Here is a 22931-nt window from a genome sequence, read left to right as displayed (position 1 = left end):
GACAAGGAGTCAACGATGCGATTCATGATCATGATCCGGGCGAACGCCGTCAGCGAATCCGACGCGTTGCCGGACAACCGGCTGGTCGAGGCCATGACGGTCTATCACGAGGAACTCGCGAAAGCCGGCGTGCTGCTCGACGCCAACGGCCTGAGGCCGAGCGCCCATGGCTGGCGCGTGCGCTACGCGGGCGGCAAGGGCACGGTGATCGACGGCCCGTTCGCCGAGACGAAGGAGCTGATCGCCGGCTATACGCTGATCCAGGTGCGCTCGCGCGACGAGGCGCTCGAATGGACGCGCCGGTTTCCCGCGCCGTTCGGCGCGGAGCTCGATTGCGAGATCGAGGTGCGGCCGCTGTTCGAGCTCGACGACCTCACGCCGAGCGACGCGGTCGAGCGGTTCCGCGATCTCCACGTCGGCCGCAGCCACGCCTGAATCCAACCTCACCGGGAGCACCCGTCATGCACAAGATGGTTTTCATCAACCTGCCGGTAGCCGACCTGCCGCGCGCGAAGACGTTCTACCAGGCGCTCGGCTTCGAAGTCGTGCCGGCCTATACCAACGATCAGGCCGCCTGCATCAAGATCGGCGACGCGATCTTCGCGATGCTGCTCGTGCGGCCGTTTTTCCAGACCTTCACCGACAAGACCATCATCGATCCGGCCACGCACATCCAGGTGTTGTCGTGCCTGTCGTGCGACAGCCGCGCCGAAGTCGACGGGCTCGTCGCGAAGGCGCTGGCGGCCGGCGGGGCCGCGCCGCAGGCGCCGCGCGAGTACCCGAACATGTACGGCCACGGGTTCACCGATCCCGACGGCCACACGTGGGAGCTGATGGCCATGCCGCTGGAGGCGTCCGCCCAGGGGCAGGCGTCGTGACGCATGAGGCGACGCATCGTGCGATCGAGGCGGTCTGGCGAATCGAGGCGCCGAAGATCATCGCGCGCGCCGCGCGCGTGGTGCGCGACGTCGGCGTGGCCGAGGAGCTGGCGCAGGACACGCTCGTCGCCGCGCTCGAGCACTGGCCCGTCGACGGTGTGCCCGACAACCCGGCCGCGTGGCTGATGACGGCCGTGAAGCGTCGCGCGCTCGACCGGGTCCGGCAGGAGTCGCTTCATGCGGCGAAGCGCGACCAGCTCGGTCACGAGATGGACGCGCTCGACGCGCATGTCGTCCCCGACATCGCGGACGCGCTCGCCGACGCGCGCGACGACGACATCGGCGACGATCTGCTGCGGCTGATCTTCACGTCGTGCCACCCGGTGCTGTCGACCGACGCGCGCGTCGCGCTGACGCTGCGGCTGCTCGGCGGCCTGACGACGGGCGAGATCGCGCGTGCGTTCCTGACGCCCGAGCCGACGATCGCGCAGCGGATCGTGCGCGCGAAGCGCACGCTCGCGGCGGCGCACGTGCCGTTCGAGGTGCCGGCCGCCGATGCGCGGCCCGCGCGGCTCGCGTCGGTGCTCGAAGTGATCTACCTCGTGTTCAACGAAGGCCATGCGGCGACGGCGGGCGACGACTGGATGCGTCCGGCGCTATGCGACGAGGCGTTGCGGCTCGGCCGCGTGCTGGCCGGGCTCGCGCCGGACGAAAGCGAAGTGCTCGGGCTCGTCGCGCTGATGGAGCTGCAGGCGTCGCGCATGCATGCACGCATCGATGCGCAGGGCCGGCCCGTGCTGCTGCTCGACCAGGACCGCAGCCGCTGGGATCCGTTGCTGATCCGGCGCGGCCTCGCGGCACTGGAGCGGGCGACGAAGCTCGGCGGCGTGCGCGGGCCGTATGCGCTGCAAGCCGCGCTCGCCGCGTGTCACGCGCGTGCGCGGCAGGCGGCGGACACGGACTGGCCGCAGATCGTCGCGCTGTACGACGCGCTTGCCGAAGTCGCGCCGTCGCCGGTCGTCGAGCTGAATCGCGCGGTGGCGGTGGGGATGGCGTTCGGGCCGGCCGCGGCGCTCGAACTCGTCGACGTGCTGCGCGACGATCCGGCGCTCGCGCGCTATCACTGGCTGCCGAGCGTGCGCGGCGATCTGCTCGCGAAGCTCGGCCGCACCGACGAGGCCAAGCTGGAATTCCGCCGCGCGGCGGAACTGACGCGCAACGAGCGCGAGCGCGAATTGCTGCTCAAGCGCGCGATGGATGCGTGACGCCTGACGAGCGGGCGCGGTGCCACGCGCCGCGCAACACCGTTTTCCTGGGTACGCGCGCTCTGCCGCCATGCTATCGCCCGCATTGAAAAAGCCTATTGGGTGATGCGAACGCGAGCGCCTAGATTGAAGAGCACGATGCGCGCCCGGCGCGGCATCGTTCCCCACATATCTGATCGGCCCGGCGTCGCACGCGGCCGCGCCGACTCGAACGGAGGCGCAAATGGCTCAACTCAAGGGCAGCAAAACCGAAGCCAACCTGAAGGCCGCATTCGCGGGCGAATCGCAGGCGAACCGGCGCTATCTGTATTTCGCTTCGAAGGCCGACGTCGAGGGGCAGAACGACGTCGCCGCGCTGTTCCGCTCGACCGCCGAAGGCGAAACCGGCCATGCGCACGGCCACCTCGAATATCTCGAAGCAGTCGGCGATCCGGCGACGGGCTTGCCGTTCGGTTCGTCGCGGCTGAACCTCGAATCGGCGATCGCCGGCGAAACGCACGAATACACCGACATGTACCCGGGCATGGCGAAGGCGGCGCGCGAAGAAGGCTTCGACGAAATCGCGAACTGGTTCGAGACGCTCGCGAAGGCCGAACGTAGTCACGCGAACCGCTATACGAAGGCGCTGGACGCACTCGTCGACTGACGCGGCCCCCTGCAAGGCCGCACGGCCCGGTCGGACAATTTCGCCGACCGGCGGCCGTGCGCCGCTCGCCGCCCACACCGCGCGGGCGGCGCGTCCGCGCGCATGCGCGCCACGCTGGAGGGCCCCATGCCCCACAAGGAAGGCAGTCTCGAAGCGCCGACCCGGCATCCACTCGACTGGCAGTCCGAAGCATTCTACGACCAGGCCGCGATCGACGCCGAAATGACGCGCGTATTCGACATCTGCGCCGGCTGCCGGCGCTGCGTGTCGCTGTGCGGCGCGTTTCCGGCGCTGTTCGATCTGGTCGACGACACGCCGGCGGGTGACGTCGAGGAAGTGCCGAAGGCCGCGTTCGGCAAGGTCGTCGACCAGTGCTACCTGTGCGACCTCTGCTACATGACGAAATGCCCGTACGTGCCGCCGCACGCATGGAACGTCGATTTCCCGCACCTGATGCTGCGCGGCAAGGCCGCGCGTTACAAGCGCGGCGAAGCGACGCTGCGCGACAAGGTGCTGTCGAATACCGATGCGCTCGGCCATTTCGCCGGCATTCCGGTCGTCACGCAGGCGGTCAACGCGGTGAACCGCACGCCGCCCGCGCGCCATGCGCTCGAAGCGGCGCTCGGCGTCGATCGTCACGCGTGGCTGCCGGAATTCGCGCCGCGCAAGTTCCGGCGCGCCGCTCGGCGCTCGGACGGCCCGCCGGTGCGCGACGGCGACCGCACGCCCGGCAAGGTCGCGATCTACGCGACGTGCTACGTGAATTTCAACGAGCCGGGGATCGGCCACGACCTGCTCGCGATCCTCGCGCACAACGAGATCCCGTACGAGCTCGTCACGCGCGAAGCCTGCTGCGGGATGCCGTTGCTCGAGCAGGGCAATCTCGACGGCGTCGCCGCGAAGAAGGCGGTGAACATTCCGGTGCTCGAGCGCTATGCGCGCGAAGGCTATGCGCTGATCGGCGCGATCCCGAGCTGCGTGCTGATGTACAAGAGCGAGCTGCCGCTGATGTTCCCCGGCGACGCAGCCGTGCGCGCGGTGGCCGACGCGTTCTGGGATCCGTTCGAATACGTGATCGCGCGGCATCGCGACGGGCTGCTGAAGACCGATTTCAAGACGGGCCTCGGCACCGTGTCGTATCACGTGCCGTGCCATGCGCGCGTGCAGAACATCGGCCGCAAGACGGCCGATGCACTGTCGCTCGTGCCCGACACGCGCGTGAACGTCGTCGAGCGCTGCTCGGGCCACGCGGGCACGTTCGGCGTGAAGAAGGCATTCCATGCGGACGCGATGCGGATCGGTGCGCCCGTGTTCAAGGCGATGGCCGAGCCTTGGCCGGATGTCGTATCGTCCGACTGCGCGCTCGCCGGCCATCACATCGTGCAGGGCATCGACGAGAACGGGCTGCCGCCGGCGCCGCTCGCGCATCCGCTGACGCTGCTGCGCCGCGCGTACGGCGTCTGAGCCGCCGGCCATCCACGAGGACATCCATGACGCTGACCCGCGACTCCCTGTTGACGCTCGAAGCGTACGCGAAGATCCGCAAGGCCGAACACGCGCGGCTCGTCGCGTACAAGCGCCGCCGCGCGGTGGCGCTCGGCAACCACCTGCGTTTCCTGTTCGAGGACGAGACGACGATCCGCTACCAGATCCAGGAGATGCTGCACATCGAGAAGATCTTCGACGAGGCCGGCATCGAAGCCGAGCTCGACGCGTATCTGCCGCTGGTGCCCGACGGCACCAACCTGAAGGCGACGATGCAGATCGAGTACGAGCACGAGATCGAACGGCGCGCGGCGCTCGCGCGGCTGATCGGGGTCGAGGATCGCGTCTACCTGCGGGTCGACGGGCACGCGAGCGTCTACGCGATCGCCGACGAGGATCTCGAGCGCGACAACGCCGAGAAGACGTCGGCCGTGCACTTCGTCCGCTTCGAGTTCGATGTGCCGATGCGCGCGGCGCTCAAGAGCGGGGCGGCGCTGTCGATCGGCTGCGATCACCCGGCCTATACGATGCCGGCGCAGCGTGTCGACGCGGACGTGGCCGCGTCGCTGGCCGGCGATCTGCGCTAGCGCGTGAACGGGCCCCAGGGGCCACCCGCCACCGCCGCGCGCTGCCCGCCACGCCGGCTTCCTCCTTTCCGTTCCGGCCTGCAACGGCCGCGCCACATGCCGCGCGGCGCGGCCGCTTGCCGGTCCCCGCGAAGATGTAACAAGCGTGACGGATTTGCATGCGGGGACACATTGGTCGCGCTACGTCAGCGTGTTTTCATTACCCGCAGAGAAACAATAAAGAGATTGTGCGGAGAGATAATTTGACTCAACGCAAATTGAATGATTTACCGATCCGTGAATATCTTGTTACGAATTTTCCCCTGATTTACCGATTTCCCGAAGTAATCCCGGAGATTGTTGCCGATCGGGGTCGGACCAGGCGGTGGCAGCCGGTTCGACGGCATTCTTCAGACGCTGAAGCGCCCCGCCAGACGGGCCTTTGCAGCGATCGGCATAAAGATCTCGCAAAAAAATTCAAGCGTAAATGGATTGCTCGCCCATGGCAGGTTGTTTCAGTGCGTAACATTAAGTCATTGTCATATTGAGATAAACCCTAGGGATGGTATGCTTCGTGCACAAAAATTCCCACATTGGAGTGAGACCGCGATTTGTGCGCCATTGCCGGGAATCGCGGCACCGTGAAAGTGCGGTGTCGCCCGGTATGCACAACGCCGGATAACCATAATGTGCAACCTGGCCGCCCCGCGACGCGATGTGTCGCGACGGCGCCGCCAATCGCAGCCCCGGCCTGGCTGCGTGGAGAGATCGACTATGTTCTTCGATGAGCTTAACGATGAAGAGTGGTTTCGCCTTTCAGCGCTGATCGCCGATGAACCCATCCGGCTGAATCGTCGTGGGCGTCCGCGCGCCGAACCGCGCGTCGTCGCCAACGCGGTGCTCTGGATCCTGACGACCGGGGAAGCCTGGTCAAAGCTGCCGGGCCGCTATCCGTCCGGGCCGACGTGCCGCCGCCGTTACGAGGAGTGGCTGGCGAACGGCACGCTGCTGAAGATGATCGACGTGCTGACGCAGTTCAGCGGGCGCACGTTCGCGTATATTCCGCCGCCGCCGGAGGCAGTCGTGCCGGCTCGCCGCGCGGAGCCCGTGCCCGATAACGACCGTCTGCGCGGCGTGTTCTGGCAGAACCCCGAGTCGTGGCAATTGCCGGTTGCGCAGGCAAACGTTTGGCAGGGCGAAGGGGCGTCGTCGTTGAGCACGATGCGCGACGACCAGGTGGACGGCCGCGCTCGCGTGTCGTTCACGGTGCCCGGTGCGCCGGCCGCGGAGTTGCGCCATGCGCGGGCGTCGTCGGCGAGTTTCGCCGCGGCCGAGCCGCAGGTCGATGAATATCGCGGCTATACGATCAGCGGCATCGCGCAGCCCGTGCAGAACCTGATGTACCGCGCATGGGCCGAGATCTCGCAGGACGACCGGCGCGTCGAGCGCTCGGGCCTGATCGGCCCGCGCTTCACCGATGCCGAGGCAGCCGAGCAGTACGCGCTCGACTGGGCGCGCCAGTGGATCGATCGCCACGGTGCGAGCGACGCACCGGCGCGCGAGCCGCAAGGCGAAGTGCTGGCCGGTTTGTCGGCGCTGGCGCGCGCGGAATCGGACATCAAGCGCTTCATCGCCGAGCGTCGGGCGGGTGCGTTGTCGGAAAGCCGCAACGATCCCGTGCAGTCGGAGCGTCACGAATACGCGTACCGCGTGGGCTGATCGCCGCTGCCGTGCCGCGCGCGGGTCGTCGTGTGCCACGACGCCCGCGCGGAAGTCCGGTGTCTCCATGTCTGCCTTGCCCCGGGCGCCGCTGTTACAGCGGCGCCCTGTGGTGCATGACGCGTTACCGTCTGCCGTAGGTATCGTCGAAGCGGACGATGTCGTCCTCGCCGAGATACGCACCCGACTGCACTTCGATCAGTTCGAGCGGCATCTTGCCCGGATTCTCCAGGCGATGCGATACGCCGAGCGGGATGTACGTCGATTCGTTCTCGGACAGCAGGAACGTTTCTTCGCCGCGCGTGATGCGCGCGGTGCCGCGTACGACGATCCAGTGTTCGGCGCGGTGGTGGTGCATCTGCAGCGACAGTTGCGCGCCCGGCTTCACGACGATGCGTTTCACCTGGAAGCGCTCGCCGGTGTCGACCGAGTCGTAGTGGCCCCACGGACGATGCACCTTGCGGTGATCGGTGGCTTCGGAGCCTTGTCGCGCCTTGATGTGCCCGACGATCTTCTTCACGTCCTGCACGCGCGACTTGTCCGCGACGAGCACGGCGTCGGGCGTTTCGACGACGACCAGGTTCTGCGTGCCGACGCAGGCGACGAGCCGGCTTTCCGAATGCGCGAACGTCGATTCGGCGCCTTCGAACAGCACGTGGCCGCGGCCGACGTTGCCGGTGTCGTCCTTCGGCGAGATCTGCCAGATCGCGTCCCACGAGCCGACGTCCGACCAGCCCGCGTCGAGCGGTACGACGACGCTTTCGCACAGTTGTGGCAGGCTCGCGAGCGGCTCCATCACCGCGTAGTCGATCGAGTTCGACGGCGACGCGGCGAATGCGTCGCGATCGACGCGGAAGAAATCGCCGTCTTCCTTGCCCTGGGCGACGGCCTGTTCGCAGGCCGCGTAGATCGCGGGCTCGAGCTGCCGGATCGCCTTCAGCCAGACCGACGCGCGCACGATGAAGATCCCGCTGTTCCACCAGTACTCGCCGGACGCGACGTACTGCTGCGCGAGTTCGAGGTGCGGCTTCTCGACGAAACGGTCGAGGCGGCGCACGTCGAGGGCGCCCGTGCCGGCGTCGCCGAGCGGCGCGCCGACGCGGATGTAGCCGTAGCCGGTTTCCGCGTGCTTGGGCACGATGCCCATCGTCGCGATCTTGCCTTGCGCCGCGCAGTGCACGCCGGCCGCGACGGCCGCGTGAAAGCGCGGCACGTCCGCGACCGCATGGTCGGCCGGCATCACGGTCATCACCGCGTCGTTGCCGTTCGCGACGAGCCGCAGCGCGGCGAGCGTCAGCGCGGGCGCGGTGTCGCGGCCGAGCGGCTCGAGCATGATCGTCGCGCGCTTGGCCGTGAGGCGCAGCTGTTCGGCGGTCGTGAAGCGGTGATCCTCGCCGCACACGATCAGCACGTCGTCGTTCAGCGGGTGATCGGCGCTCAGGCCGTCGAGGCGCAGGGCGGTGGACTGCAGCAGCGAATGATCGCCGAGCAGGCCGATCAGCTGTTTCGGAAAGCGCTCGCGCGACATCGGCCACAGGCGCGTGCCCGAGCCGCCGGCGAGAATCACGGGCTGCACGGCGAGGCGCGTGCCGACGGCGGGTGCGGCGGAAGAAGAATGGCGCGTTTCGGCGGCCACTGCCGGAGCATTCATGATGACACTCTCCATGGTTGAAGTCGGTGCCTGTCGTTGTAGCATGAAGTAAATCGACAATAAAACCGGACCCAATGCCGGATATCCGCCGCGCATGCGGTCGGGAGAATTTTCCGCGGTAGCACCGGCAGGAAATAAAAAAATAAAAAATAATTCCGGGTGCCGGCCCGGCATGCCCGTCTGCAAAGGGCGAGCGGGAAGCGCAATGCATCTGAAAAAATCCCCGTTTCACACCGATTCGGGAAAACCTGCCGATTTAATTAAAAAAGATCGCGGCAATAATTTCCGATTATTTTTCGAAATACTTGTGCGCTTGAGGCGGAATTTTCTTGTCGCTTCAATAGCGTCATGCAACGTTTGAATCGAAGGTGCGGCACGGGTCGCACGAGGAGCAGTTCGGCAAACGCCTGTTCAAAGAGGAAGCGGACATGTTGAGCGTGCTGGCGAGAGTCATCGATATCGCGATGGTCGTGACGGGGGCGCTGATCGCGGCGGCGCTGCACGACGGCAGCATCGGGCTCAGCGACCTGCAACGTACGACGGTGCTGTTCGATTGCCTGCTCGTCGTCGTGTTCTTTCCGGCCGTCGGCATCTACCAGTCGTGGCGCGGCAAGCGTCTCGTCGGGCTGGTGGTCCGCGTGGCGTTCGCGTGGCTCGCGGTCGAGCTCGCGGGCATCCTGTTGAGTTTCAGCTTTCACCAGTCGGGCGACCTGTCGCGGCTGTGGCTCGGTTACTGGGCGCTCGTGACGATGGCGCTGCTCGCCGGCTCGAAAGCCTGCGTGCACGTCGTGCTGCGGCAGTTGCGCCGCGGCGGCTACAACCTGAAGGCGGTCGCGATCGTCGGCGGCACGCCCGCGGCGCGACGGCTGATCGCGCAGATGCGGGCGCGGCCGGAAGCCGGCTTCAACCCGGTGTGCGTGTACGACGAAAGCGAGGCGCCGGGCGAAGTCGCGCTCGACGACGTGCGCATCGAGCGGCAGTTCGACTCGCTGGTGTGGCTCGTGCGCAGCCGCGCGATCAGCGAGCTGTGGCTCACGCTGCCGATCACGGAGGAGCGCCGGATTCACCATATCGTGACGGTGTTCCGCCACGACTTCGTGAACATCCGCTTCATTCCGGACGTGCGCACGCTGTCGTTCTTCAACCAGGAAGTGGTCGAGGTGCTCGGCGTGCCGGCGATCAACCTCGCGGCGTCGCCGATCACCGACGTGCGGATCCTGCCGAAGTTCGTGTTCGACCGGCTGTTCGCGCTGGCGGCGCTCACGGCGCTCGCGCCGGTGATGGTGCTGATCGCGGCGCTGATCAAGCTGACCTCGCGCGGGCCGGTGTTCTTTCGGCAGAAGCGCAAGGGCATCGACGGGCACGAGTTCGAGATCTACAAGTTTCGCTCGATGAAGGTGCACCAGGAAGTGGCCGGGCAGGTCACGCAGGCGACCAAGAACGACGCGCGCGTGACGCCGGTCGGCCGGTTCCTGCGGCGCACGAGCCTCGACGAGCTGCCGCAGTTCATCAACGTGCTGAAGGGCGAGATGTCGGTGGTGGGGCCGCGCCCGCATGCGCTCGCGCACGACGACATCTACAAGGATCTGGTCAAGGGCTACATGTTCCGCTACCGGATCAAGCCCGGCATCACCGGATGGGCGCAGATCAACGGCTATCGCGGCGAGACCGACCAGATCGAGAAGATGATGGGGCGCGTGAAGCTCGACCTGTACTACATGCAGAACTGGTCGTTCTGGCTCGACATCAAGATCGTCGTGCTGACGCTGTGGAAAGGCTTCACCGGCAGCAACGCGTACTGACGCCGACGCGCCGCGTCACGCAGGCATTCCGGTTTTCCGAATTTCGAATCATTGGTCAAGGGGTCCGACACATTATGAATCTGACTATCATCGGCAGCGGTTACGTAGGGCTTGTCACCGGCGCCTGTCTCGCCGACATCGGGCACGACGTGTTCTGTCTCGACGTCGACCAGGCAAAGATCGACATCCTGAACGACGGCGGCGTGCCGATTCACGAGCCGGGCCTGAAGGAAGTCATCGCGCGCAACCGCTCGGCCGGCCGCCTGCGCTTCTCGACCGACGTCGAGGCCGCGGTCGCGCACGGCGACGTGCAGTTCATCGCGGTCGGCACGCCGCCGGACGAGGACGGCTCGGCCGACCTGCAGTACGTGCTCGCGGCGGCGCGCAACATCGGCCGCTACATGACCGGCTTCAAGGTGATCGTCGACAAGTCGACGGTGCCGGTCGGCACGGCCGAGCGCGTGCGCGCGGCGGTCGCCGAGGAGCTCGCGAAGCGCGGCGGCGACCAGATGTTCTCGGTCGTGTCGAATCCGGAATTCCTGAAGGAAGGCGCGGCCGTCGACGATTTCACGCGGCCGGACCGCATCGTGATCGGCTGCGACGACGACGTGCCGGGCGAGCGCGCCCGCGAGCTGATGAAGAAGCTCTACGCGCCGTTCAACCGCAATCACGAGCGCACGCTGTACATGGACGTGCGCTCGGCCGAGTTCACGAAATACGCGGCGAACGCGATGCTCGCGACGCGTATCTCGTTCATGAACGAGCTCGCGAACCTCGCCGACCGCTTCGGCGCCGACATCGAGGCCGTGCGCCGCGGGATCGGCTCCGATCCGCGCATCGGCTACCACTTCCTGTACGCCGGCTGCGGCTACGGCGGCTCGTGCTTCCCGAAGGACGTCGAGGCGCTGATCCGCACGGCCGACGAGCACGGCCAGTCGCTGCAGATCCTGAAGGCCGTGTCGTCGGTCAACGCGACGCAAAAGCGCGTGCTCGCCGACAAGATCGTCGCGCGTTTCGGCGAGGACCTGACGGGCCGCACGTTCGCGCTGTGGGGCCTCGCGTTCAAGCCGAACACCGACGACATGCGCGAGGCGCCGAGCCGCGAGCTGATCGCCGAGCTGCTGTCGCGCGGCGCGCGCGTCGCCGCCTACGACCCGGTCGCGCAGCAGGAAGCGCGCCGCGTGATCGCGCTCGATCTCGCCGATCACCCGAGCTGGCTCGAGCGTCTCTCCTTCGTCGACGACGAGGCGCAGGCTGCGCGCGATGCCGACGCGCTCGTGATCGTCACCGAATGGAAGGCGTTCAAGAGCCCCGACTTCGTCGCGCTCGGCCGCCTGTGGAAGGCGCCCGTGATTTTCGACGGCCGCAACCTGTACGAGCCGGAGACGATGAGCGAGCAGGGTATCGAGTACCACCCGATCGGCCGGCCGGGCTCGCGCCAGGCGGTCGCCGCGCGCGTGCCGGGCGCCGCGCGCGCCAGCGCGTAACCCGTTTTCCGTCACTCGTTACGAGACGCCATGTTCCGGAACATCCTGATCGTCTGCCACGCCAACGTCTGCCGCAGCCCGGCGGCGGAAATGCTGTTCAAGTCGCACGCCGCGTCGCGCGGCGGCCCGCGGCCGACGTTCCATTCGGCCGGCGTGCACGCGAACGACGGCGACGGCATCGATCCGGTGATGCGGCAACTGCTCGCCGAGCGGGGCGTCGATGCGACGACCCACCGCTCGCGGCGGCTGTCGCGCCGGATCGTGCGCGACGCCGACCTGATTCTCGTCAGCGAGCGCGGACAGATCGCGGCCGTCGAATCGGTCGATCCGTTCGCACGCGGCAAGGTTCACCTGCTCGGCAAGTGGGAAGGGGCCGAGATCGCGGACCCGCACGGCGGCCCCGAGGCCGACTACCGCGAGAGCTACTCACTGATCGAACGTCTGGTTCAAGGATGGCTACAGAAACTATGCTGAAACGCCCGATGCGCCCGGTGGCGCTTGCCGTCGCGCTGACGACTTTCCTGTCAGCCTGTGCAACCGCGCCCGGCAACTACCTCGACTCGTCGAACCTGAAGGACGACGGCCGGCAGGAAGCGGCCGAAACCTATCCGGTTCATTACATCGACGCCAAAGTGGTGATGGACCAGTTGCAGAAAGCGCAGGTCGATCATCCGCTGCCGCCCGGGCGCTATACCGATCCGTCGCAGTACACGTATCGCGTCGGCCCGCAGGACATCCTCGGCGTCACCGTGTGGGACCACCCGGAGCTGACGACGCCGCAGGGCCAGTCGTTCTCGAGCGGCGGCAACACGACGCAATCGGTCGCGGGCGCGCTGCAGCAGCCGTATACGACCGCGCTGCCGGGCCAGGCCGATCCGTACGGCCAGACGGTGGCCGCCGACGGCACGATCTTCTTCCCGTTCGTCGGCCGGATTCGCGTGGCCGGCAAGACGGTCGCGCAGATCCGCGACGAGATGGCGTCGAGCCTCGCGCGCTACGTGAAGAATCCGCAGCTCGACGTGCGCGTGCTGTCGTTCCGCAGCCAGAAGGTGCAGGTGACGGGCGAGGTGAAGCAGCCGGGCCCGCTCGCGGTGAGCGACGTGCCGCTCACGCTCGTCGACGCGATCTCGCGCTCGGGCGGCTCGACCGCGGAGGCCGACCTGCAGCGCGTGCGCCTGACGCGCGACGGCAAGCTGTACACGCTCGACGCGAACGGCGTGCTCGATCGCGGCGAGGTGAAGCAGAACGTGATGCTGCAGCCGGGCGACATCGTCAACGTGCCGGACCGCAGCGACAGCCGCGTGTTCATCATGGGCGAGGTCAAGACGCCGGTCACGGTGCCGATGCTCAAGGGCAAGCTGACGATCGCCGATGCGCTGACCGCCGGCGGCGGGATTCTCGACACCGACGCGAACCCGCGCAAGATCTACGTGATGCGCGGGATGCGCGACAACCCGACGAAGCCCGAAGTGTACCGCCTCGACATGACGCAGCCCGATGCGCTGATGCTGTCGAGCCGCTTCCCGCTTCAGCCGCTCGACGTCGTCTACGTCAGCACGGCCGGTTCGGTGCAGTTCAACCGCGTGCTGCAGCAGGTGCTGCCGACGATCCAGACGATCTTCTACATGCGGCAAATCACGCGCTGATAGCCCGCCGGGGCGGCGTCCGCCCCCCCGGCACCACTCAAGCGGGAACGAATGGTGAACACGCAAGCGAAACACTCCTACGCGGACCTGACCGCGAAGACCGAGGAAGAGGACGTCGTCCTCGGCCAGTTGCTCCAGGTCATCCTGGACGACATCTGGCTGCTGCTCGGCATCGCCGTGATGGTCGTCGCGCTCGCCGGCCTCTACTGCTTCGTCGCGAAGCCGGTCTACCAGGCGGACGTGCACGTGCGGGTCGAGGGCAACGACAACACGTCGCAGGCGCTCACGCAGACGCAGACGGGCGCGTCGATCAACAGCGGGCCGCAGCAGGCGCCGACCGATGCGGAAATCGAGATCATCAAGAGCCGCGGCGTCGTCGCGCCGGTGGTCGAGCAGTTCAAGCTGAACTTCTCGATCGCGCCGAAGACGCTGCCGGTGATCGGCAGCCTCGCCGCGCGCGTCGCGACGCCCGGCGAGCCGTCGCGGCCGTGGCTCGGCCTGAAGTCGTACGCGTGGGGCGGCGAAGTCGCCGACGTCGATTCGATCAGCGTCGTGCCGGCGCTCGAAGGCAAGAAGCTCACGCTGACGGCCGGCCCGAACGGCACCTATTCGCTCGTCGACGAGAACGGCACGCGGCTGCTGGCCGGCCGCGTCGGCGAATCGGCGCAGGGCGGCGGCGTGACGCTGCTCGTGAGCAAGCTCGTCGCGCGCCCCGGCACGCAGTTCACGGTGGTGCGCTACAACGATCTCGACGCGATCAGCGGGTTCCAGGCCGGCATCCAGGTGAGCGAGCAGGGCAAGCAGACGGGCGTCGTGCAGATCTCGCTCGAAGGCAAGGACCCGGACCAGACCGCCGCGATCGCGAACGCGCTCGCGCAGTCGTACCTGAACCAGCACGTGATCGCGAAGCAGGCGGAAGCGACCAAGATGCTCGACTTCCTGAAGGGCGAGGAACCGCGCCTGAAGGCCGACCTCGAACGCGCCGAAGCCGCGCTCACGCAATACCAGCGCACGTCGGGCTCGATCAACGCGAGCGACGAGGCGAAGGTCTACCTCCAGGGCAGCGTGCAGTACGAACAGCAGATCGCCGCGCAGCGTCTGCAGCTCGCGTCGCTCGCGCAGCGCTTCACCGATTCGCACCCGATGGTGATCGCCGCGAAGCAGCAGCTCGCGGAGCTGCAGGGCGAGAAGGACAAGTTCAGCAACCGCTTCCGCAGCCTGCCGGCGACCGAAGTGAAGGCCGTCCAGCTCCAGCGCGACGCGAAGGTCGCCGAGGACATCTACGTGCTGCTGCTGAACCGCGTGCAGGAGCTGTCGGTGCAGAAGGCCGGCACGGGCGGCAACATCCACCTCATCGATTCGGCGCTGCGTCCGGGCGCGCCGGTCAAGCCGAAGAAGGTGCTGATCCTGTCGGCTGCCGTGTTCCTCGGGCTGATCCTCGGCACGGGCGTCGTGTTCCTGCGCCGCAACCTGTTCCAGGGCATCGAGGATCCGGACCGCATCGAGCGCACCTTCAACCTGCCGCTGTACGGGCTGGTGCCGCAAAGCGCCGAGCAAGTGAAGCTCGACGCGGCGGCGGAGAAGGGCGGCAGCCGCGCGCGGCCCATCCTCGCGAGCCTGCGTCCGAAGGACCTGAGCGTCGAAAGCATGCGCAGCCTGCGCACCGCGATGCAGTTCGCGATGATGGACGCGAAGAACCGCGTGATCGTGCTGACCGGCCCGACGCCGGGCATCGGCAAGAGCTTCCTGACGGTCAACCTCGCGGTGCTGCTCGCGCATTCGGGCAAGCGCGTGCTGCTCATCGACGCCGACATGCGCCGCGGGATGCTCGACCGCTACTTCGGCCTCACCGTGCAGCCGGGCCTGTCCGAGCTGCTGAGCGATCAGTCGCCGCTCGAGGAAGCGATCCGCGAGACGCCGGTGCAGGGCCTGTCGTTCATCGCGGCCGGCACGCGCCCGCCGAACCCGTCGGAGCTGCTGATGTCGACGCGCCTGCCGCAATACCTCGAAGGGCTCGGCAAGCGCTACGACGTCGTGCTGATCGATTCGCCGCCGGTGCTGGCGGTGACCGACGCGACCATCATCGGCCGCATGGCCGGCTCGACGTTCCTCGTGCTGCGCTCGGGCATGCATACCGAAGGCGAGATCGCCGATGCGATCAAGCGCCTGCGCACCGCGGGCGTCGATCTGGAAGGCGGGATCTTCAATGGCGTGCCGCCGAAGGCGCGCGGCTACGGCCGCGGCTATGCGGCCGTGCACGAATACCTGAGCGCTTGACCGCATTGCACGACACCGGGCCGGCGCGCGCCGCATCGGCCCGGCCGAATGGAGAACCCTCGATGAAAATTTCCGTGCTCGTTCCGACCTACCGGCGTCCCGCCGACCTCGCGCGCTGCCTGCTGGCGCTGCAGCGGCAGCAGCGGCTGCCCGACGAGGTGATCGTCGTCGCGCGCCCGGAGGACGACGCCACGCACGAACGGCTCGCCGACCCGGCGGTCGGCGGCGCGCTGCCGCTGCGCGTCGTGCCGGTCGACGTGGCCGGGCAGGTCGCCGCGCTGAACAAGGGGCTCGACTCGGCGGGCGGCGACATCGTCGCGATCACCGACGACGATGCGGCGCCGCACCCCGACTGGCTCGCGCGCATCGAAGCCGCGTTCCTGTCCAACCCGCGCGTGGGCGCGGTCGGCGGGCGCGACTGGGTGCACGAGAAGGGCCGCGTGCTCGACGAATCGCGCGAGCGGGTCGGCCAGCTCACGCTGTCGGGCAAGATCGTCGGCAATCATCACCTCGGCGTCGGCGGCGCGCGTGAAGTCGACATGCTGAAAGGCGCGAACATGAGTTACCGCCGCGCGGCGATCGAACGGCTGCGCTTCGATACGCGGCTGCGCGGCGCCGGCGCGCAGGTGCACAACGACATGGCGTTCAGCATGGCCGTGCAGCGCGCGGGCTGGACGCTGCTGTACGACCCGGCGATCGCCGTCGATCATTTCCCGGCCGAGCGCTTCGACGACGACCGGCGCGATGCGGCGTCGCTGAACGCAATCGGCAACGGCGCATACAACCTGCAACTGACGCTGCGCGAGCATCTGCCGCCGCTGCGGCGCGAGATCGCGTGGTGGTGGTGGACGCTGGTCGGCACGCGCGTCTATCCCGGCTTCGCGCACGTGCTGCTGTCGCTGCCGAGCCCGCGGCGCGCCCGCGTGCTCGCGCACTGGCGCGCGGTGCGCCGCGGCGCGCGCGATGCACGCCGCACGAACCTCGCCCCCCACCGTGCGGCGATGCCGCCGGTGACGTCTTGAACGGCCTGCGCGCCTCGCGCGCGGCCATGCCCGGAGGGCTCGCATGACCACCAAGGCTGCAACGAACGTTCACGTCCATTTGTTCTACGGCGCCGATCCGCGTACCTACCGGAAAGGCGACGGCATCGGCTGCCTGTACGGCTATCACCACGCCGAATCCGACGAATTCCGGCTGACCTATTCGCAGGACGTGCGCGAGAACCGCGTCGTGAGCCTCGCGCGCCGCGCGCTGAAGGCGGCGCTCGGCTTCGACGTCGTGCATGCGTGGCGCAACCGCGCGGCGCTGCGCGCCGCCGACGTGATCTGGACGCACACCGAGCAGGAGCATCTGGCCGCCGCGCTGATCCTGAAGCTCGCCGGCGCGCAGGGCAAGCGCCCGCTGCTGCTCGCGCAGAGCGTGTGGCTGTTCGACAAGTGGGACGGCTTCGGCGGCCCGCGCCGCTGGCTGTACCGCAAGCTGCTCGCGCGCGCCGATGTGCTGACCACGCTCGCCCGCGACAACGCCGAGCTGTGCCGCCGCACCCTCGGGCGCGAAGCCGAGTTCGTCTATTACGGGCTGAACACGCAGGATTTCCCGCCGGTCGAGCCGCGGCAATGGCAGCCGAACCGGCCGCTGCGGATCGCCGCGATCGGCAACGACCGCGACCGCGACTGGCGCACGTTTCTCGCCGCGTTCGGCGGAGACGAACGCTACGACGTGCGGCTCGCGACGCGCCGCCGCGTGCCGCGCGAGTGGCATGCGCCGAACGTGAAGATCGGCTCGGCATCGGGGCTCGCGAAGCAGCACGAGCTGTACGCGTGGGCCGACGTGATCGTCGTGCCGCTGCGGCCGAATTTCCACGCGTCGGGTATCACCGTGATGCTCGAGGCGGCGGCCGTCGGCAAGCCGATGATCGTGTCCGACGTGGGCGGCCTGAGCGACTACTTCCCGCACGATACGGCCGCCTACGTACCGGCGTTCGACGCGCAGGCGATGCGCCAGGCCGCCGACCGCTTCGTCGCCGATCCGGCGGCGGCGCTCGACTGCGCACGGGCGGCCGCCGCGTGCCTGCGCGAGCGCAACCTGACCACGCAGGCGTTCGCCGAGCAGCACGTGCGGATCACGCGCGACATGCTGCGCCGGCGCCGCACGCCCGCGGCGGCGGACGTCGCGATGCCGCTCGCGGATTCGAGCGCGTCGTCGCGGTGAGCGCGGATCGATGAGTACGATTGCCGCCGAACGCGCGCCGTCGCGCGCCCGCAGCTGGTTCGCCGAGCCGAAGCACTGGGCCGGGCAGGCCGGACTGTGGGCGTTCACCGCCGCGCTGATCGCCGTCCACCAGGGCAAGGTGCTGACGCTCGCGTTCCCGGTGCTGGCCATCGCGGTCGGCATCTGGCTGTATTTCAAGAGCCCGGCGCGCTATGTCGGCTTCATGTGGTGGGTGTGGTTCCTGAGCCCGGAAGTGCGGCGCCTGGCTGACTGGTCGAAGGGCGCGTTCACGCCGACGAGCCTGATCCAGGTCGCGCCGCTCGCGGTGACGATGATCGCCGGCCTGGGGCTCGTCAGGCATTACCGCGTGCTCGCGCAGCGGCGCGGGATTCCCGTGCTGCTGATGCTGTTCGGGCTCGTGTACGCGTACCTGGTCGGGATCGTGTCGAGCGGCGTGATGGCCGCGACCTACGACCTCGCGAACTGGCTGTACCCGATCCTGATCGGCTTTCACATCATGGTGAACGCGCGCAACTATCCGGAGTATCGCGACGTGCTGCTGTCCACTTTCATGTGGGGCATGCTCGTGATGGGCGTGTACGGCGTCGTGCAGTACTTCGTGATGCCGCAGTGGGACGTGCTGTGGATGGTCGGCTCCCAGATGGGCTCGCAGGGCGAGCCGGTGCCGTACGGCGTGCGCGTGTTCAGCACGATGAATTCGTCGGGGCCGTTCGCGTTCGCGATGATGGGCGCGCTCGTGTTCGTGCTGGTCGCGCCGCAGAAGATCCGCTGGTTCGCGGGCGCGGCCGGCTTCGTGTCGTTCGCGCTGTGTCTCGTGCGTTCGACCTGGGGCGGCTGGGTGATCGCGCTCGCGATCCAGCTCGTGCAATCGAGCAACCGCGTGCGGATGCGAATCCTGATCAGCGGCGTCGTGCTGGTCGGGCTGTGCGTGCCGCTGCTGACCGTCGGGCCGGTGGCCGACCGGCTCGGCCAGCGCCTGCAGTCGATCACGAACCTGAAGGACGACCGCAGCTACGACGACCGCAACAAGTTCTACGCGACCTTCGCGCAGACGGCGTTCACCGACGTCGCCGGCGAGGGGATGGGCGCGACCGGCGCGTCGACGAAGCTGTCGAGCGACAGCGGCGAGCTCGGCAAGTACGGCAGCTTCGACAGCGGCGTGATGAACGTGCCGTTCGTGCTCGGCTGGCCCGGCACGCTGCTGTATCTCGCTGGCGTCGTGATGCTGTTCGGCCGCACGCTGCGCGCGGCGTTCAAGCTGCGCAAGGACAAGTTCGTCGGCGCGTGCCTGAGCCTGTGCCTGTCGACCTTCGCGATGCTCGTGTTCACGAACTCGCTGATCGGCACCGGCGGCCTGCTGATGTTCACAGCCATTTTTTCGATACTTGCCGCGGCGCACTGGCAGAAGGCGCAACGCCTGCTGGCCGCCGCGCGTTCACGGGGAGGCGACCATTGAGAATCGCGATCGTCACGCACGTCGTGCGACATAACGACGGGCAGGGCCGCGTCAATTACGAAATCGCGCGCGCGGCGCTGGCCGAAAACTACGAGGTCACGCTGGTCGCGTCGCATGTCGCGCCCGAACTGCTGGCCGATCCGCGCGTGCGCTGGGTGCCGGTGAAGGTCGGCGGCTTCTGGCCGTCGAATCTCGTCAAGCAGCAGGTGTTCGCGCTGAAAAGCGCGGCCTGGCTGCGCGCGCACCGCGGCGAATACGACGTGCTGCACGTGAACGGCTTCATCTCGTGGATCAAGGCCGACGTGAATACCGCGCACTTCGTGCACGGCGGCTGGTTCAAGAGTCCGTACTATCCGTTCGGGCCCACCAAGGGGCTGTGGTCGGCTTACCAGTACGTCTACACGCGCGTGAACACCGTGCTCGAGCGCTGGGCGTACAAGCGCTCGCGCGCGATCACCGCGGTATCGCAGAAGGTGGCCGACGAGATCGCCGGGCTCGGCATCGACAGTCGCAAGATCAGCGTGATCTACAACGGCGTCGACGGCAGCGCGTTCGCGGGCGCGCAGGCCGACCGTGCGGCGTTCAAGCTGCCGGACGATGCGTTCCTGCTGCTGTTCGTCGGCGATCTGCGCACGCCGCGCAAGAACCTCGGCACCGTGCTGAAGGCGCTGACGAAGCTGCCCGCGAACGTGCATCTGGCGGTGGCCGGCTATCTGCCCGGCAGCCCGTATCCGGAAGAAGCGCGCGCGCTCGGCCTCGATTCGCGCGTGCATTTCCTCGGGCTCGTGAAGAACATGCCGACGCTGATGCGCTCGGTCGACGCGTATGTCTTTCCGTCGCGCTACGAAGCGATGAGCCTGTCGCTGCTGGAGGCGATGGCGGCCGGGCTGCCGGTCGTCACCGCGCGCACGGCGGGCGGCGCGGAAATCATCACGCGCGAGTGCGGGATCGTGCTGGAGGACCCGGACGATCCGGCCGCGCTCGCGCAGGCGATCGGCTCGCTCGCGGCGTCGCGCGACACCTGTCGCGCGATGGGCGGCGCGGCCCGCGAACTGATGACCCGTTTCGGCTGGGCGCACATGGGCGCCCAGTACGTCGCGCTTTACCGGCGCATCGGCCAACCCACGCAGCCGTCCGCGTTCGAGCGGGTCGAGCATGCAATCACGCAGGAGCAACCGTGATGTCCCAATCCTCCCGGCCGATCAAATCGTTGCAGATCGGCATGCACTGGTTCCCCGAACGCGCGGGCGGCCTCGACCGGATGTACTACTCGCTCGTCGGCGCGCTGCCCGGCGCCGGCGTCGAGGTGCGCGGGCTCGTCGCCGGCTCGCCGAAGGTCGCCGACGACACGGGCGGGGCGATCCAGGGCTTCGGGCCCGCGTCGCAGCCGCTCGCGCGCCGGATGCTCGCCGCGCGGCGCGCGCTGCGCGACGAGATCCGCACCGAGCGGCCCGACGTGATTTCGTCGCACTTCGCGCTGTACACGTTCCCTGGGCTCGACGTGACGCGCGGGATTCCGCAGGTGTCGCACTTCCAGGGGCCGTGGGCCGACGAAAGCCAGGTCGAGGGCGCCGCGTCGCTCGGGCAGCGCGCGAAACGCTATCTCGAACAGGCCGTCTATACGCGCTCGTCGCGGCTGATCGTGCTGTCGCAGGCGTTCGGCCAGATCCTGACGAACCGCTACGGAATCGATCCGTCGCGCGTGCGCGTGATTCCCGGCTGCGTCGATACCGCGCAGTTCGACACGCCGCTCACGCCCGCCGAGGCGCGGCACAAGCTGCAACTGCCGCAGGACCGGCCGATCGTGCTGGCCGTGCGCCGGCTCGTGCGGCGCATGGGGCTGGAGGACCTGATCGACGCGATCGGCCTCGTCAAGCGCCGTCATCCGGACGTGTTGCTGCTGATCGCCGGCAAGGGCAAGATCGGCGAGGAACTGCAGCAGCGTATCGACGAAGCCGGGCTGCAGGACAACGTGAAGCTGCTCGGCTTCGTGCCCGACCACCATCTCGCGGCGCTGTACCGCGCGGCGACGGTCAGCGTCGTGCCGACGGTCGCGCTGGAAGGCTTCGGGCTGATCACCGTCGAATCGCTCGCGTCCGGCACGCCGGTGCTGGTCACGCCGGTCGGCGGGCTGCCGGAGGCGGTCGCCGGGTTGTCGAACGATCTCGTGCTGCCGTCGACGGGCGCGGACGCGATCGCGGAAGGGCTCGGCGGCGCGCTGTCGGGCGCGATCGCGCTGCCCGACGAGGCCGCATGCAAGCGCTACGCGCGCGAGCATTTCGACAACGCGGTGATCGCGCGGCGCGTCGCCGGCGTGTACGAAGAGGCGATCCAGGCGGCAGGCTGAACGCCCGCGGCGCGCGCCGCGGGCGCCGCATCGAAGCGGGACCGAAGCGGGACCGAAGCGGGTCCGAAGCGGGTCCGAAGCGGTCCGAAAACCCCACCGGCGCGCGTGCGTGGCCGGTTCGCGTGCCGGCCGTCCGGCAAAGGCGGGCCGGCTTTTCCCGTCCGATCCGCATGGCCGGCGCGCATCACGCGCGCCGGAGCGTCGCGGCCCATACGCCGAGCGCGGCCACGCTCACCCCCGCCCCGAGCACGCACACGCCTGTCCATCCGGCGCGCGCATACATCATCGTCGCCGCGATCGCGCCGAGCCCGCTGCCGGCCGAATAGAACAGCATGTAGCAGCCGACGAGACGCGCATGCGCGTCGGGTCGCGCACCGAGAATCATGCTCTGGTTGACGACGTGCACGGCTTGCCCGCCGACGTCGAGCAGCACGATGCCGACGACCAGCAGCGCAATCGACGTATTGCCGAACGCGAGCGGCAGCCACGCGCACGCGAGCAGCGCGAGTGCGGCGCCTGTCGTCGCTTCGCCGCGCCCGCGATCCGCGAGCCGGCCCGCGCGGGCGGCGGCCGCCGCGCCGAGTGCGCCGACGAGGCCGAACGCGCCGATCTGCGTGTGCGACATCGCGTGCGGCGGCGCGCTCAGCGGCAGCACGAGCGCGCTCCAGAAGATGCTGAACGCCGCGAACATCGGCAGCGCGATCGCGCCGCGCACGCGCAGCACGCGTTCGTCGCACAGCAGCGACCCCATCGAGCGCAGCAGCGCCGCGTAACCGATGCGTTCGCGCGGCGCGTGCATGTCGGGCAGCAGCCGCGACAGCACGACGAGCATCGCGATCGCGAGCGCGCCCGACACGAGATAGACGGCCCGCCATCCCGCGACGTCGGTGACGACGCCCGCCAGCGAGCGCGCGGCCAGCAGCCCGACCACGACGCCGCCTTGCGCGGCCCCCACGACGCGCCCGCGTTCGCCTGCGCCGGCGAGCGCGGCCGAGCACGCGATCAGCCCTTGCGTCATCGCGGTGCCGAGCAGCCCGACCGCGACCATCCCGGCCAGCAACGCGACGCGCGTCGACGCGGCGGCCACGCCGACGCAGGCCGCGGTCAGCAGCAGAAGCTGCACGGCGATCAGGCGCTTGCGGTTCACCAGGTCGCCGAGCGGCACGACGAACAGCAGGGCGAGCGCGCAGCCGAGCTGCGTCGCGGTGATGACGCCGCCGACGGCGGCCTGCGACACGCCGAAGTCCCGCGCGATCGAGTCGAGCAGCGGCTGCGCGTAGTAGACGTTCGCGACGCTCGCGGCGCAGCACGCGGCCAGCAGCGCGACGCGCGCCGGCGACAGGCGGCCACCCTCGGCAGAATGGATCGCGTCGATGGGCGTGCGAGCGGCAACGGTGCCGGAATGACAGGACGATCCCATGGTTCCCTCGTGCAATGTAGTTGCAATTTGAAACTGGCTTGAAGTGTAGGGAAA

At 68.4% G+C, this 22931-nt stretch carries 19 protein-coding genes; 17 read left to right on the top strand and 2 right to left on the bottom strand.

Going from position 1 to position 22931, the window contains the following annotated elements; translation table 11 throughout:
• Window positions 1-15: 15 nt before the first annotated feature.
• From LGN10_RS13525 to LGN10_RS13495, 7 genes are all read left to right on the top strand, one after another.
• Window positions 16-435, top strand: a complete 420-nt coding sequence (locus LGN10_RS13525; protein ID WP_059573773.1) for a YciI family protein — start codon at window positions 16-18, stop codon at window positions 433-435.
• 26 nt (window positions 436-461) lie between these two features.
• Window positions 462-878, top strand: coding sequence for a VOC family protein (locus LGN10_RS13520; RefSeq protein WP_059639096.1), 417 nt, complete (start codon window positions 462-464; stop codon window positions 876-878).
• Window positions 875-2143: an RNA polymerase sigma factor gene (locus LGN10_RS13515; protein WP_226223837.1), complete on the top strand. Its 1269-nt coding sequence runs from the start codon at window positions 875-877 to the stop codon at window positions 2141-2143. Before LGN10_RS13520 ends, LGN10_RS13515 begins: the two co-directional genes overlap by 4 nt.
• A 223-nt stretch (window positions 2144-2366) precedes the next feature.
• Complete coding sequence (locus tag LGN10_RS13510; protein ID WP_059583052.1) at window positions 2367-2789, top strand: rubrerythrin family protein; 423 nt, start codon at window positions 2367-2369, stop codon at window positions 2787-2789.
• 126 nt (window positions 2790-2915) lie between these two features.
• A complete protein-coding gene (locus LGN10_RS13505) occupies window positions 2916-4253 on the top strand; it encodes a heterodisulfide reductase-related iron-sulfur binding cluster (protein WP_226223831.1) in 1338 nt (445 codons plus the stop codon).
• Between the two features lie 26 nt (window positions 4254-4279).
• Window positions 4280-4861 carry a DUF3501 family protein gene (locus tag LGN10_RS13500; RefSeq protein WP_226223829.1) on the top strand — a complete coding sequence of 194 codons (582 nt, stop codon included), beginning with the start codon at window positions 4280-4282 and terminating at the stop codon, window positions 4859-4861.
• Between the two features lie 753 nt (window positions 4862-5614).
• Entirely contained in the window at window positions 5615-6559 is a 945-nt protein-coding gene (locus LGN10_RS13495) for a transposase (RefSeq protein WP_059583044.1), read from the top strand.
• 124 nt (window positions 6560-6683) lie between these two features.
• On the opposite strand, the gene LGN10_RS13490 is transcribed toward LGN10_RS13495, so the two are convergent.
• Complete coding sequence (locus LGN10_RS13490; RefSeq protein WP_226223827.1) at window positions 6684-8210, bottom strand: mannose-1-phosphate guanylyltransferase/mannose-6-phosphate isomerase; 1527 nt, start codon at window positions 8208-8210, stop codon at window positions 6684-6686.
• Between the two features lie 428 nt (window positions 8211-8638).
• Here LGN10_RS13490 and LGN10_RS13485 point away from each other — a divergent pair, with 428 nt between their 5' ends.
• From LGN10_RS13485 to LGN10_RS13440, 10 genes are all read left to right on the top strand, one after another.
• Window positions 8639-10012, top strand: a complete 1374-nt coding sequence (locus LGN10_RS13485) for an undecaprenyl-phosphate glucose phosphotransferase (RefSeq protein ID WP_060311804.1) — start codon at window positions 8639-8641, stop codon at window positions 10010-10012.
• Window positions 10013-10086: 74 nt separating this feature from the next.
• On the top strand, window positions 10087-11499 hold the full coding sequence (locus tag LGN10_RS13480; protein WP_226223826.1) for a UDP-glucose dehydrogenase family protein: 1413 nt from the start codon (window positions 10087-10089) through the stop codon (window positions 11497-11499).
• Window positions 11500-11529: 30 nt separating this feature from the next.
• Window positions 11530-11973: a low molecular weight protein-tyrosine-phosphatase gene (locus tag LGN10_RS13475; RefSeq protein WP_059583036.1), complete on the top strand. Its 444-nt coding sequence runs from the start codon at window positions 11530-11532 to the stop codon at window positions 11971-11973.
• Window positions 11967-13145, top strand: a complete 1179-nt coding sequence (locus tag LGN10_RS13470) for a polysaccharide biosynthesis/export family protein (protein WP_059583033.1) — start codon at window positions 11967-11969, stop codon at window positions 13143-13145. Before LGN10_RS13475 ends, LGN10_RS13470 begins: the two co-directional genes overlap by 7 nt.
• Before the next feature lie 51 nt (window positions 13146-13196).
• The gene (locus LGN10_RS13465) at window positions 13197-15422 is read left to right on the top strand and encodes a polysaccharide biosynthesis tyrosine autokinase (RefSeq protein ID WP_059639105.1); all 2226 of its coding nucleotides are present in this window, start codon (window positions 13197-13199) and stop codon (window positions 15420-15422) included.
• Between the two features lie 62 nt (window positions 15423-15484).
• The gene (locus LGN10_RS13460) at window positions 15485-16444 is read left to right on the top strand and encodes a glycosyltransferase family 2 protein (protein WP_226223824.1); all 960 of its coding nucleotides are present in this window, start codon (window positions 15485-15487) and stop codon (window positions 16442-16444) included.
• A gap of 43 nt (window positions 16445-16487) precedes the next feature.
• On the top strand, window positions 16488-17633 hold the full coding sequence (locus LGN10_RS13455; protein ID WP_226223823.1) for a glycosyltransferase family 4 protein: 1146 nt from the start codon (window positions 16488-16490) through the stop codon (window positions 17631-17633).
• Between the two features lie 10 nt (window positions 17634-17643).
• Window positions 17644-19110: an O-antigen ligase family protein gene (locus tag LGN10_RS13450; RefSeq protein ID WP_059583023.1), complete on the top strand. Its 1467-nt coding sequence runs from the start codon at window positions 17644-17646 to the stop codon at window positions 19108-19110.
• Window positions 19107-20291: a glycosyltransferase family 4 protein gene (locus LGN10_RS13445; RefSeq protein ID WP_226223821.1), complete on the top strand. Its 1185-nt coding sequence runs from the start codon at window positions 19107-19109 to the stop codon at window positions 20289-20291. The genes LGN10_RS13450 and LGN10_RS13445 overlap by 4 nt, the downstream gene beginning before the upstream one ends.
• Entirely contained in the window at window positions 20291-21457 is a 1167-nt protein-coding gene (locus LGN10_RS13440) for a glycosyltransferase family 4 protein (protein WP_059583017.1), read from the top strand. The genes LGN10_RS13445 and LGN10_RS13440 overlap by 1 nt, the downstream gene beginning before the upstream one ends.
• A 184-nt stretch (window positions 21458-21641) precedes the next feature.
• Here LGN10_RS13440 and LGN10_RS13435 read toward each other — a convergent pair whose 3' ends face one another.
• Window positions 21642-22877, bottom strand: coding sequence for an MFS transporter (locus LGN10_RS13435; protein ID WP_226223820.1), 1236 nt, complete (start codon window positions 22875-22877; stop codon window positions 21642-21644).
• Window positions 22878-22931 lie beyond the last annotated feature (54 nt).

Origin of the sequence: Burkholderia sp. AU32262 (assembly GCF_020419985.1) — a bacterium.
Taxonomy (GTDB): Bacteria; Pseudomonadota; Gammaproteobacteria; order Burkholderiales; family Burkholderiaceae; genus Burkholderia; species Burkholderia semiarida.
Note: the sequence above shows the minus strand (reverse complement) of the source record. Positions and strands in the feature narration are given on the sequence as shown.